The sequence below is a fragment of the Faecalibacterium faecis genome, from assembly GCF_040096475.1.
In the GTDB taxonomy this organism is placed as follows: Bacteria; Bacillota; Clostridia; order Oscillospirales; family Ruminococcaceae; genus Faecalibacterium; species Faecalibacterium taiwanense.
In genome coordinates this window covers 94,523-107,373 of record NZ_JBBMEP010000010.1, presented here as the reverse complement: position 1 = coordinate 107,373, position 12,851 = coordinate 94,523, and the positions used below count along the sequence as shown (strand labels likewise).

The following is a 12,851-nucleotide window of genomic DNA, read 5'->3' as shown; positions in this document are numbered from 1 at the left end:
GAAAGCGGCACCAGCCACATGGGAAACACCTACTATTACTACAAGTGCGGCAACGCCAAACGCCACGGCAAGGCGCATTGCGACCTGAAAGCCATCCGCAAGGAGCCGCTGGAACGGTTCGTGGTGGACACTGCCATTAAGGTGATTTTCAGCGATGAAATCATCGAACGGCTGATAGATTTGGTCATGGAAGCCCAGCAGCAGGAGAACACCCGGCTGCCTGTTCTGAAAGAGCAACTCCGGGATACAGAGAAACGACTCGCAAACCTTCTGGAAGCCATTGAACAGGGCATCCTGACCCCGACCACCAAGCAGCGGTTGGACGAGCTGGAAGCCCGGAAAGAAGCCCTGAACACCAGCATTCTGGAAGAAGAGCTGAAAAAGCCCGTCCTGACCCGTGAGTGGATTCGGTTCTGGCTTGAAAAATTCCGCAAGGGTGACGTGGGCAGCACGGAACACCAGCGGCAGATCATTGATACCTTTGTCAACTCGGTCTACGTCTTTGATGACCGGGTCGTACTCAATTTCAACTTCACGGATGATGCCAAAACGGTCACCCGTGAGGAAGTGTTGGGTTCGAGTGCTGTGGACAATGCTCCACCATGCATAAGCCACTAACAGAAGTTAGTGGCTTTTTTTGCACTATACGCGGACTTATGTTAGTGTATAGAGAATTAGGGACTCGAACAGCACGGCCGCGCCGCAGGCGGGGCAATCAAAGCCCTAGCAGGGCTTTGATTAGTGCGCGGGTTCCAACGGTCAGGAATGTCTACCGGGGATGATGCTCAAAAGTCCAGCTGGTCAGAGAATGGTTTGAAATCTTTATGTCCCCTTTTCAGTCGTTTGTAGCAAGTTTGTAGCAGATCTGTAGCAAAATTCGGGGAGGAACGGCAAAATGGCTCCGGAAACCCGATTTTTGCAGATTTTTGGGTATAAAATTTTATCCTCAAATTTTGTACAGAATGACGACGGTGCTTTTCATTCGGATTCTGATGCCGTATAATAAAGAAAAAGATCATGGATGAAAGGAGAAATCGCTGTGCGCTACACCATCCGGCATTTTGATTTGCCACTGCTTACCTTTGAAGCAAACATGGACAGTGCAGATACTGACCTCCATATTATAAAGGTTTACGAAGAAAACAGTTCCTTTCTACCTTTGAACCTGACTGTATCAGAAGATGGCGTAGAACGCTGGCTGCGGCATCGCACAATTCCGAAGAACCGAGCGTATGTAGATGCTCTGCTCTCCAAGGTGGGGCTTTCTTTGAATCGTCCGCTGGGAATTATCACCGTCTGCAAAGGACTTTCACTCAATGATTGCTTTTGGGTAGATGCAGAGGGCTCCGGTGACACCTTTGAAAAAGTAAATCTTTACGATAACCGATTCAGTCAGGTGCTGGCAGCAATCGCCTTTACAGGATATGGCAGCAGCATACGAACTTCGCTTGCGTCCTGCCCGGAGTTCTCGACCAACGGGATGCTGCCAAAATGCTGGCGCAGACAAAACGGAAAAATCTATCTTTATAAAGGTGGCACGTCAGGGTTCAGTAATCTGGGATTTGAACCGTACTCGGAAATGTATGCTTATCAAGTTGCACAGGTGATGGGCGTGAATGCGATTCGCTACACCCTGACAAAAGATCTGAAAAAGACGCTTTGTTCCAAGTGTGAGCTGTTCACCAGCAAAGAGTATTCTTATATTCCCATCGGACAGCTTGTGTCCAAAGGTGGAATAAAAGCAATTTTTGCGTATTATCAGACGTTAGGTCAGAACTTTGTGGATGCACTGGAAGATATGCTGGTCTTTGATGCAATCATCTGCAATACAGACCGCCACTATGGAAACTTTGGCGTGCTGGTAGATAATAAGACCAATGCGATTGCGGCACCCGCACCGCTGTTTGACCACGGAAACTCGCTGTTCAGTCTGGGCGGAACGGATCTTTGGGACAACCAGAAAGCATTTGATGAATATGCCCGCACACTGCTTCCGCTTGCATACGATGATTTCTTTGCAGCTGCAAAGAGTGCAATGAAACCTCGTCACCGTACAATGCTCCATAAGCTGCTGGATTTCCATTTTGACCGCAGAGCGACACGTTATAATCTGCCGCCAAATCGCTTGAAGATGATCGAAAAAGAGGTACAGCGCAGAGCAAGAGTGCTTTTAGGGTAAAAAAGAAAACCGTCAAAACGTGAGAGATTTCTCTCTCATGCGTTGACGGTTTTTCTGGTATGTAGGGGTTATTCTTCTGGCAGAGCCAGAACTTCATCTTTGACCAGTTGATTGGCCGAGTCAAAGGCTTCGATCATCTGGGTCGCTTTCGGATGGAGATAGACTTCATCCAGCGTTTTGGATTTGGGCGTGTGCCCGACAGCGCGTTTCAGGATATCCTTGTTGACGCCTGCGCGGTCACAAAGGCTGGCGTAGGTATGGCGGGTGGTGTAGGGCGTATAGGTGGCAAGCTTCCCGGCAAACTCCGGTTTGCGCTTACCATTTTCGTCGTAAGGATTCGGCTGGATGCCGATTTCCTCCAAGAAAGGATAGAATTTGCGGTTACGCCAGTTCTTCTCATTCCAGAAACCGCCTTTTCCATTGGGAAAGAGCGGACCATTTTCCACAGAGGTGGCATACGCATGTTCAAAAACCGGAATGCCAAAGTCGAGAATGGGAATGATGCGGTTGCGTCCGGCCTCGGTCTTGCAGCCGCCGATCAGATAAGCACCGGATTCCGTGCGGTGAAAATCTTCGTGTTTGAAGTGCAGCAGCTCATAGATACGAACTCCGCAGGCCAGAAGAGCAATTACCATCTGCCCGGTGGGCGTGTTCTTTTGGCTCAGGATCAGCGTCACCTGTTCGTCCGTGAAAATCTCGCGTTCCGGAGATTTGCGTCCTTCGACTTTCAGGACAGATGCAAGGTTGGCATCCACGACACGCCAGCCAATGGCTGTGCGATACAGCTTACTGATAAGAGTACGCTCTTTTTCCAACATACTTTGAGACAGGCCGTTATCGGCCATCTTGTCTAAGATGTTTTGAAAGTCCTGCGCATAGAGGGCGGCAATTTTGAAGTGCCACAGCGGACGGAGATATTTCCACGCAATGTCATAGAGCTCGCGAGCCTTATCGGACCGGCCCTTATATTCACGGGACTCTTTGAACATCCGGAAGCAGTCCTGCAGGGTAGAGTCCTGATAGGGTGTGGCCGGACGCTTCATCATTTCGGCGCGTACCGCCTCGGCTTCTTCACGGGTGACGTAGGTGCCAACAGCCTTCATGACTGTAATTCCGGTGTGAGGATCGGGGATCGGCATTCGGAGCAGCCATGGCTTCCGGCGTATTCCGGACATTCGTGTGATGCTGCCATTGCCAGACGAGGCTTTCAGCCGGGGCGATTCTCGTTTGGCTGGAACGGCAGGTGGAGCTACTGCACCGGGGGATGGCGTTGTGCCAACGGGATGACCGCAGGCAGAGCAGAATTTAGCGGTATCTGAGATTTGATGGCCGCAATTTTCACAGAACATAGATTTGAACCTCCTGCTTCAAAAAATGCCCTCAGCATCGGAGGATACTGAGGGCGAACGGTTAGATCAGTTACGGGCGCGGGAAAGCTGGTAGTCCAGGCTCTGCTCAGCCGTGAGCCCCTTCTGGAGAAAGCGGATCACATTGGGGTAAAACACGTAGATACGTGATCCGTTCGGTACGTGACTTATGTAACCGGCGGCTACGAGATTGCGGAGACCGTGGTATGTTATATCATAACCTTCGCTCCGTGCACGGCGAGCCGCACCTGTTAGTGTAAGAAAATCCTGTTGCTTATCAATCATAACTTTTCTCTCCTTTCGCAAAATAATGGAAAGCACAGGTGGCTTCAAAGTAAGAATATCTTTCTCAGATATAGGACTCTTAAAGTGTGATTAAGGGTACCAGGGAAGATCTGGCATTTTTGAAAAATCATAACGCTCCAAAGAATGCAAATCGGGTTGTACTTCCTCATATTGGGCGTTTAAAGGGGGAACGACATAGCCGCAGTTAAAGAATAGGCTCTGGTCACGCAGCGTGATAGCACTACAATCGATGTATCCACAATCGCCGGAGTGGCAACATGGAGCCTCTGTAAAGTAAATTGGGGCGCCCATAGTTGAAAGCAGATCAGCGTACTCGGGAGAAACAGGGTTTTCAAAAAATCCATCTGGGATGTTCATGATAAATCCTCCTACTTGTTTATTCAATAATAGATGTCGGAAAGTTGATGCTTACCTGAATACAGTCGGAGCTGGGTTGGAGCGAGTCTCCGATGTGCGTGAAATCGGATAACAGAAGGCACTGACCGACCTTCAGCTTTTTAAGAAGCTCGACCGTTCCGGAACGCCGAACTGGTTCGGCTAGCATCTCGGAACAGGCTCGAATTTCCGTGAGCGGCGGTTTGAAGAAAAGCTTGGTTCCAGTCTGACTCAACGCCAACTGCTCATCTGGAGCAAAGCCCTTCAAAGATTGTGAGATTAGAATAGAACCGATTGAAAACTTGCGGCCTTCTGTGATAATTCGGTTCAGAATCGTGCCGCGACCAAGCCTGAGATTCTGCACTTCATCGACCATGATAACGATGGGAATCTGCAGCGCACGAGCGGAGCGAAACCAATCGTACAACAGAAGTTCTGCCAAGGTAGTCCTGATTGTATCAGGATAGCTGCTCACATCAAAAATATGTATATGAGGCGAAATCGGAAGGGAAGAGCTTCCGTTTTGGCGGCGTTCAAACACATCATGCTGGAGAAGCGGCTCCAGTCGATTTCCCAACATGCGGACATTTGCAGAAGTGGAACTTTTCAATGCCTTAAGAATGCTTGGGAAGATATGGGGACAAATTTCCCGGTGCTCCACAATCGTTTTGACCTCGGCTGTGAGCGATGCGATTTGAGCAGGGCCAAAACGATTATTTTGTCCAATGATCTGGCAAAGACCATAGGCCGTGTCATAGGGGGACTCTGTATTGCTTCCACAAGGTTTAGGATTGAGAATGTCGGTGGCCACAGATTCATTGTAGAGATCATGCCTGATTGCCAGTGCCTCAAATTCAGAGGACAGCGGTGGGCAAATGTGATCAGGCGACAAAGTGTGTCCAAGGTCCAATGCGAGCAAGGGGGTTCTTTGCTTAGCGAATTGAATTGCCATGCATTGCCCCGCCGTGGATTTTCCGCTGCCGCTTGATCCAGTAAGGAATATACTGGAAGGATCAACTCCGGGGTGAAGTTGAAGGTGGACCGGGAATTTTTCAGCACCTTCCTGATACGTGCCAAGGAATGCCTGGATTTCTGGCCTTGAAATCATAAGATAACCTCCTTTAGGTTGAAATAGTTGTAATGTCACGACGACCATATCCATTCACAAAGCTGCGATTAATTGATCGAAGCCTGACATTTTTGGAATGCCCGGTAGAGAGCGTGAGCGTCTTTACGATAGAGCTCGAAAGAATGCCAGCTTCAGTCAACTGAGCCAGAACATCAGATGTAAGAAATTCCGGCATGCGCTTTGCGACCAAACGTTTCACAAGATCAAGGGTGAGATAGAGCTTATGTGATGCATTCGATCAGCCCGCCTACAAATTTCTGCATGGCTTCAAGCGTGTTGTCCAGCTCGATTTCCTTTGGCAGCTCCATTGGCAGGAGCGCAAGGACTTTGATTTTTTCTTCTTTCATTGTATGCCTCCAAATAAAAACAGGACAATCCACGCGGACTGTCCTGCAAAAGTAAAGGGAGAGCATCCGAAGACACTCTCCCAGTTGTACATATAATTTTTTGCTCAGCTGATGCCAAACTCTTTCATCAGCCGAGCACGGTACTCCTTATCTTCAGAAGCCCGCTTTGCATCTTCAATACGGTTCTGATCGAACAGCTTCTTCATCAGCAAAGCCAGCGTATCTTCCCCTTCGGCTTTTCCCTTTGCAATGCCACGGTTTTCCACTTTATCAAGCACATCGCACATATTGTGTGGGCCTCCAGTATAGTGTTTATTTTTTGCGTACCATACAACGCTTTTTGAAGAATGCGATGCCATAACAGAGGATGTCATCATAGTCATCCCGGAAGTCTGCTGCATACATCCGGTCATTGATCTGCTGAATGGCAGCATCACAGGCATCCGGCAGAGCATCCAGAGTTTTGGAATACTTGGCTTCAAAAATTGCCACACGGCCATTGCGGATATCCTTTACAATGACATCGCTGCGACCCTCGCCATGCTCTTTGTTGGATTCCACCACATAGCCAGCACCAGTAAAGATGCCCGCAAGGAAAGCGTGGTAAAAATCCTCCCGATAGTCATGGTAACTGATGGTCATACGCAGCAGCTTGGTCATTTCTTTTGTCAGAGCTTCGCTGTTTCCGCTCCAGACTGCATCAAACAAAGGGCTGCGGTTCCACGCCTTAGCGCTATCGTCAAACCACTTGCTTACAGTGGTTTCAAAAATTTCCTGAATCTCTGCATTGGGAATCATCAGCGCAGAGCAGCCATCCGGCAGCGAATCCGTCAAATCTTTATCCCGCACCTTGGTCAGATAGCCTGTCAGATACAGCACACTCCAAAGATTTTCCTCAGAGGAGTGCAGATAATCGTAGGTCAGGTTTTCTTCAATATGCTGAACAATAGAGCCGCCAGCCATCAGAGTTTCAAGCTTTGTGGTGATATTGTCGCCTGCATAGTCGATGAAAGAACGGATGATGGCGTTATCACTGGTGTTTTTCCAATAGCTTTTCGGCTTCTGTGCTACACCATACTGGAAATCCCGCAGATAACTGATCACATCCCACGGACAATAAATGTCTGCATCGCCAAAATGATAACCGTCGTACCATGCCTTGATTTCAGCAGACTGCGATTCAAGACCAGCATCTTTCAGCATTTGATCTACATCTGTCTGTGTGAAACCAAAGGATTCGCTCAACCGGGGAGAAAGAATCGTGTCCGAAACAAAATTGTTCGTCCCGGTAAAAATGCTTTCTTTAGCAATTTTCAGACAGCCGGTAATAACAGCAAAGTCAAGCGAAGTATTGTCTTTGAGCGTGGTGCTCATCATAGCCCGCATCACGTCCAGCATCTGCGAATAATATCCGTTGCTGCTGGCTTTTGCAATGGGAACATCATACTCATCCAGAATGACGACCGCCGATTTTTTGAAGTGGATTTCCAGCATCCGGGTCAATAGCAAAAAGCAGCTTTTTGTTTCATCCATGGATGCAGTGCGTCCCAGAATCCGCTTAAAGATGCTTTTGTCATCGTCAGAAATAGCATCGTCATCCAAAAGAAACTGATAATCCTGGAATGCAAATGCCAGTTTCATGCGCAGCATTCCATAGGCGCTTTCAAAGGTCAGACCGTCCGTATCCTTGAAAGAGAAAAATACCACAGGACACTGGTTCATCCATTTTTTGCAAAGCTCTGTATTTTTGGAGATCGCCAATCCCTCAAACAGTTGCTTGCTGTCTTTGCGGATGTCCAGAAAATTTGCGAGAGTGCTCATACCAAGTGATTTTCCGAAACGGCGAGGACGAGTGATCAATGTTACTTCAGCGATACCACCGCTAAGAAGTTCAGAAATCAGATTGGTCTTGTCGATATAATAATACCCGCCTTCTCGAATCTTTTCAAAATTCGAGATTCCAACAGGAAACTGCAAATCTTTCATGCAATGCTCCTTTCCACTCACAGAGGAGAGCTTTCAGAACTCACTACTGTAAGTGTACCATGAAATATAGAATCATACAAGAATCAAGTGACATCGAAATAGAGCAGTTTTATTATGCTACGTTCAATCTGGTGGCTTTATAGCAGTCAGCGCACATTCCCTCATGGGTGGCTGCAAACTCTGCCGCCTGCATGATGGAGCCATCCTTCAGCTTGACCCTCTTGATGGGCTGGTTGCACCGGGCGCAGATGCAGGGCATGGGCGGCTGTTCCTGCTTCGGGGTAGCGGATCTCGGTTTCGGCTGCTTTTGCAGTTCCGCCTCCGGCTGCGGTGCAGCATCTTCCGGCAAATCCTCTCCGGCATAAACATACAGGCCAAGGCCAAACATAGCAAGGTTCTTCACTAAGCACCGCATGATAGCTTTATTCACATCGAACATAGAGGCTGCTTCTACGGTACGTTCTTCCATGCCGATCTTTTCACGGCGGCGGGTCTGCGGATTGTAGTCCCATTTCGGGGTGGTATAGGTGTAAGGCACGGCTTTCATGGCTTTGTTGGAACTGTCCAAAACCGGAAGCCACATTTCGTGCGAAACGCCCTCAATCGTGACAGTGGTGTACACCATGAAGCCGGTGATGGGGTCATAAACATAGGGCAGGCCGTTGAATTTCTTGACCTCGTAGCTGGCAGCAGGATATAGCTTTTTTACCTCCGCCCAGGCATACGCCCAGCTTACATATTTTAACTCGGTATTGACGGACTTCTTGACTTCCAGATGATCTTTGAAGTCGATAGCAAATAATTTTACGAATGGATTTTCCATAAGAATGCCTCCAATTCTGATAAAGAAAAAAGGGCACAACAGCGTCAACTGTTGTGCCCCATGATGTGAAAATTACGGATTGAGCAGAAAATCAATGATGTTTCGATGAATGATTCCGTTTCGGCTTAAATTCGCCAAATCACCACTGATAACATACTTAGGATAGTTGTCGTGCAGCCGCTCAAGATTACCGAACTCCCGTTCTTCATCGGCGGGAGTGATCAGGTAAGCAACCTGAATATAGAGCTTTTCATCTCCACGGTAGCAGATAAAATCAATTTCGGTGTCGTCCAGCTTGCCGACCTGAACTTCATAGCCACGGCTCCGCATTTCCAGATATACGATGTTCTCATACAGCTTGTTGCTGTCAAGCTCTTCGCTTTTCTTGATAACGTTCCGCAACCCAAGATCGACTGCATAGTACTTTTCTGTGCTGGACAGGAGCGCTTTTCCTTTGATATCATAGCGGCTTGCATTCAGAAGGATAAAGGCTTCCTTGAAATAATCAACGTAGTTCAGCACGGTAGCAGTGGTTGTCTTGATTCCTTCCGAAACCATGCGTCCACTGATATTACGGGCAGAAAACGGATTGCCGATATTGTCCAGCAGGAATGCAAGGACATTACGTAATGCGGTCTGTTCGCGAATATTGTGGCGCAGCATGATGTCACGGACAATGATAGCCTCGTAAAGATCGCCCAGATAGGTGGTGATTGAATGATCGTCAGGGAGGAAGAAACGCTGCGGAAAACCGCCGTACTTCAAATAGTCTGCGAAGAGCTTTTCATCCGAAGTATAGGTTCCGTTTTCAATGCATTGCTGTTTTGCTTCGGCCAGCGAAAAGGGGAAAAGCTGAATCTGGATGTATCGTCCGGAAAGATAGGTTGCCAATTCGCCGGAAAGCAGCTTGGAATTGGAGCCGGTCAGGTAAATATCACAATCGAAATCGACACGAAGAGAATTGATTGCAATCTGCCAGCGCTCCACCTCCTGAATCTCATCCAGAAGAATATAAATTTTGCCGGTGCAGCCTTCCGCTTTTTCTGCGATGTAGTCGTAAAGCGTTTCTGCAGTACGGGTGTTGCGGAAGCGCATGGACTCAAAATTGGCCTGAATAATGTTCTGTGCGGGAATGTTGCGCTGGAGGAGCACGTCCTTGATCTGACCGAGAAGGACTGTTTTTCCACAGCGCCGGATTCCAACCAGAACTTTAATCAGATCCTGATCGATAAAAGGAATGATCTTATCCAAATAACTTTTGCGCAGAACCATCGTGCATCACCTCATATTCTTATCTTAGCATACAATTATTGTTGTGTAAACAGTATTGTGCTTTTCTATTAAATAAAAATAGCTAAAGCGCGAATTTTGTGTGCCTATAGGCGTACAAAAATTATGCTGCATGGATAATGGTAAACCTGCGGCTGCTTACATTCTTGCTGTACCGATTGAAAATATCGGGCTGTTCTTTCTTCAAACGCTGGGAGTCTACCCGTTTACTTTCGGAGGATACCCAGGACACCTTGTAGCCCGGTGCTGTACCATAGGCGGCGTCCTGCATCTCCAACTTCACCTGCTGTTCAATAGAGGCTTTTTCCTGCTCCAGCTGTTCGATCTGATCAGAAAGCTCCTGCCGCTTATCCAACAGGTCGCGGATGGGATTCAGATCGGCAGTTTTGTTTCTATCATCTGCAGAGTACAGCTGATTGATCTGCTGTGTATCCCCCTCGCTTCCGGTAGGTACAGGCGGAATTTCGGGCATCACGTTGTATTTCCAGAAGTGCTCTTCCTTGGCAATGAGGTTGTTCAGAACTTCTTTGTCGGTTGTGATCTTGTGAATCACCAGTTCCTTCCCGAAAATCAGAGCAGCAATGTACCAGCAGTCAAAACCGCTGACAGCCAGATAGTGATTGACCTGAGCCATGTAATGTGCAGGGATTTTTCCATCAGCCCACTTGTCCGCAGAAAACGGCGAAACCGTTTTGCACTCTAATCCAGCTTTTTGCCCAACGATCAGGCGGTCAAAATCTGCCAGAAGCAGCGGATGTTCCTCGCTCTGGTAAATGGCATTTGCACGGCGTACCTTCAGACCGGTGGCCTCGGTGAAGCGCTGCGCGACATAATCTTCCAGATCGCGTCCCTGACGCATAGCCTCATTGTCGATATTCTCAAAGGTATCACTGATTTTATCGTGGTACACCTGAAATGCCGAGCGGTAGGGATTTAGACCAAGAATAGCCCCGGCATCCGTGCCAGTAATACCGCATTTGCGGTAACGGAGCCAATCCTCTTTGGACAGGTTCAAAGTTGAAATCAATCTTTTCATGCACTTTGCATCCTTTCTCTCATAATTGATTCAGTAATGATGAAGTCGTATTCCACCAAGTCTTTCATGATCGTGGAAAAGTCACTGGCCAATGAATGGCAAGAGCCAACCCACATGTCGTAAAGAAAATCCAGAATATTATTTTGCACCCTGAGATGGTTCCAGTAGCGCTCCTCCAGTCTACCCTCGGATTCCAAAACAATAATGGCGGTGCTGATGGTACTTTTCATCGTGATCTCATAAGCCATGGTAACGCTGATTTCAGAAGCATTCTTCTCAACGTTGTCAAAAAATTCCGTGAATTCCCTGAAAATGCGGTTATTTACATCATTCATGGCTTGCTCCTTTATGCTGCTGCCAGCACCATCTTGTAAGCCTTGTCGATCATGGGGTTGCCCTCTGCGGTGCGCAGGAACAGGTTCTCGTTGTAGTTTTTGGTCTTGCGGAGAGGATCCGCGTGGGTGGCAAAATCGGAGACTGCGTTGATAAAGCGCCAACCGTTCTTGCCGACCCATTCCAGATCCGGTGCGTTATAATAGCGAGCCTTCAGATCTTCCTGCAGGCGCAGGTTATTCTTCCGCTGGCAATCGGACAGGTCCTCAGAAATCGGGAAAAACTCATTGATGAACTCCTGCACCTTGTGATCGGATAAATCGATGCGAGCCAGCTCTTCGCCACGGTTGCCGAGTTCAACCATATAGTTGCTGGCCAGCTGCAGGGTTTCACGGGCATCCTGCACGCGGAGCAGAACATTTTCGGTGTGGCGTGCAGTCCAGCTGCGCTTTGCGGTATTCAGCGCGAGGTTCAGCGTGTTCTGGCAGACTACACGGATCGGAGTCATGGCCACTTTCACACCAGAACTGCCGTCATGACTGTTGAAGATCACAAGATATGGTACTACCTGATCTCCAGCGATAAGATATTTCCGCGGAAGCCTTGCCAGCATCCAGACCTTCTTGCCGCCCTGCAGGGAACCGGCAGTTTCATAAGTGACACCTTCACCCAGCAGATCATCGGTGAACTGGAATGCTTCCTCATTCTGGACAATGCGGTAGCGATCGGATACCACGCCTAGAACAGCATCATCGGTGCTGCGGACATTTGCGCGATAGCCGGGGATCATAGCACCTGTACCAGAATAGATATTACGGCTCTCCACCTGCCAATCCAGGCCGGCCAGTTCCAAGGCTTCACGGCTTGCAGGGGCATCCATGATGATCCGGCCAAGGCCGTGCCAAGGGGTCTCACGGACAGAGAACATCGTTTCAACATTTGCGGGCATAGTAAAATCTCCTTTTCAGTGTACTGTGATCAATTGTTGTTTTCCATTTCTTCAGCGATGCGGACGAGGACTTCCACCAGGACGGTGCCAACCTCTTTGACGATTTCGGACCAAAAGTTCATAATGCTTTCTCCTTTCTGCGCAGCTGCGCTTTAAAATACGATGGTAATAATGATAGTGATGGTGCGGAATAACAAAGTGCTCACCTCCAGACATGAAAAAGCCCCTGAGTCTTTCGACTCAGAGGCTTTGGATCATGATTATTATATCTGGGTGAAAAATGGAAATTTGAGAAAGCTAGAGAGAGGAATTTATCATAAAAAATTATAATGCAGGACGTATTTGCGCTAAAAGAAGTTGGTCCGCCGGAAGCCACGGAACAGAATCAAGCTCCTCTTTAGTCAGCCAGCGTGCAGCCTCGGCTTCTTTCAACACCAGTTTGCCGGAGACCACCTCACACCAGAAACAGTCCATGGAAAGATGGAAGGCGGGATAATCGTATTCAATGGTGTCGATGAGGTCGCCTACCGCGATCTCGGTATCCAGCTCTTCCCGGATCTCTCGTTTCAGTGCCTGCTGCGGGGTTTCACCCGGCTCGATTTTGCCACCCGGGAACTCCCATCCGCCCTTATATTCGCCGTAGCCGCGGGCGGTGGCATAAATTTTATGTTTCGTCTGAATATCGTCGCAGATCACAGCTGCAACAACGCGAACAACCTTCATGATATTCT

15 protein-coding genes are annotated in these 12,851 nt (G+C 48.3%); 2 read left to right on the top strand and 13 right to left on the bottom strand.

Annotated features, from left to right (window positions below; translation table 11 throughout):
• Positions 1 to 618 (top strand): recombinase zinc ribbon domain-containing protein (locus WMO17_RS07030; protein WP_349137776.1); only part of this gene is annotated, 618 nt, incomplete at its 5' end.
• A gap of 421 nt (positions 619 to 1,039) precedes the next feature.
• Positions 1,040 to 2,179: an XRE family transcriptional regulator gene (locus WMO17_RS07025; RefSeq protein ID WP_349137775.1), complete on the top strand. Its 1,140-nt coding sequence runs from the start codon at positions 1,040 to 1,042 to the stop codon at positions 2,177 to 2,179.
• A 68-nt stretch (positions 2,180 to 2,247) separates the two neighbouring features.
• Here the strand turns inward: WMO17_RS07025 and WMO17_RS07020 are convergent, their stop codons facing one another.
• The 13 genes from WMO17_RS07020 to WMO17_RS06960 all read right to left on the bottom strand — a co-directional run bounded on the left by WMO17_RS07020 (position 2,248) and on the right by WMO17_RS06960 (position 12,843).
• On the bottom strand, positions 2,248 to 3,528 hold the full coding sequence (locus WMO17_RS07020) for a site-specific integrase (protein WP_349137774.1): 1,281 nt from the start codon (positions 3,526 to 3,528) through the stop codon (positions 2,248 to 2,250).
• A gap of 66 nt (positions 3,529 to 3,594) precedes the next feature.
• Positions 3,595 to 3,831: a hypothetical protein gene (locus tag WMO17_RS07015; protein WP_156072098.1), complete on the bottom strand. Its 237-nt coding sequence runs from the start codon at positions 3,829 to 3,831 to the stop codon at positions 3,595 to 3,597.
• A gap of 90 nt (positions 3,832 to 3,921) precedes the next feature.
• Positions 3,922 to 4,209 carry a hypothetical protein gene (locus WMO17_RS07010; RefSeq protein ID WP_349137773.1) on the bottom strand — a complete coding sequence of 96 codons (288 nt, stop codon included), beginning with the start codon at positions 4,207 to 4,209 and terminating at the stop codon, positions 3,922 to 3,924.
• Between the two features lie 19 nt (positions 4,210 to 4,228).
• On the bottom strand, positions 4,229 to 5,335 hold the full coding sequence (locus WMO17_RS07005) for an ATP-binding protein (protein WP_349137772.1): 1,107 nt from the start codon (positions 5,333 to 5,335) through the stop codon (positions 4,229 to 4,231).
• A gap of 242 nt (positions 5,336 to 5,577) precedes the next feature.
• Positions 5,578 to 5,703: a DUF3846 domain-containing protein gene (locus WMO17_RS07000; RefSeq protein WP_349137771.1), complete on the bottom strand. Its 126-nt coding sequence runs from the start codon at positions 5,701 to 5,703 to the stop codon at positions 5,578 to 5,580.
• Between the two features lie 104 nt (positions 5,704 to 5,807).
• Entirely contained in the window at positions 5,808 to 5,990 is a 183-nt protein-coding gene (locus WMO17_RS06995; RefSeq protein WP_005938715.1) for a hypothetical protein, read from the bottom strand.
• 25 nt (positions 5,991 to 6,015) lie between these two features.
• The gene (locus WMO17_RS06990; protein ID WP_005938717.1) at positions 6,016 to 7,689 is read right to left on the bottom strand and encodes an AAA family ATPase; all 1,674 of its coding nucleotides are present in this window, start codon (positions 7,687 to 7,689) and stop codon (positions 6,016 to 6,018) included.
• A gap of 112 nt (positions 7,690 to 7,801) precedes the next feature.
• Entirely contained in the window at positions 7,802 to 8,512 is a 711-nt protein-coding gene (locus WMO17_RS06985; RefSeq protein ID WP_349137770.1) for a Sak single strand annealing protein, read from the bottom strand.
• A 72-nt stretch (positions 8,513 to 8,584) separates the two neighbouring features.
• Entirely contained in the window at positions 8,585 to 9,784 is a 1,200-nt protein-coding gene (locus WMO17_RS06980) for an ATP-binding protein (RefSeq protein ID WP_349137769.1), read from the bottom strand.
• Between the two features lie 121 nt (positions 9,785 to 9,905).
• Complete coding sequence (locus WMO17_RS06975; RefSeq protein WP_349137768.1) at positions 9,906 to 10,838, bottom strand: YqaJ viral recombinase family nuclease; 933 nt, start codon at positions 10,836 to 10,838, stop codon at positions 9,906 to 9,908.
• Positions 10,835 to 11,173, bottom strand: a complete 339-nt coding sequence (locus WMO17_RS06970) for a DUF3848 domain-containing protein (protein WP_349137767.1) — start codon at positions 11,171 to 11,173, stop codon at positions 10,835 to 10,837. Before WMO17_RS06970 ends, WMO17_RS06975 begins: the two co-directional genes overlap by 4 nt.
• A gap of 11 nt (positions 11,174 to 11,184) precedes the next feature.
• Positions 11,185 to 12,120: a DUF932 domain-containing protein gene (locus WMO17_RS06965; RefSeq protein WP_349137766.1), complete on the bottom strand. Its 936-nt coding sequence runs from the start codon at positions 12,118 to 12,120 to the stop codon at positions 11,185 to 11,187.
• 324 nt (positions 12,121 to 12,444) lie between these two features.
• Positions 12,445 to 12,843: a (deoxy)nucleoside triphosphate pyrophosphohydrolase gene (locus WMO17_RS06960; protein ID WP_349137765.1), complete on the bottom strand. Its 399-nt coding sequence runs from the start codon at positions 12,841 to 12,843 to the stop codon at positions 12,445 to 12,447.
• Positions 12,844 to 12,851: the final 8 nt, after the last annotated feature.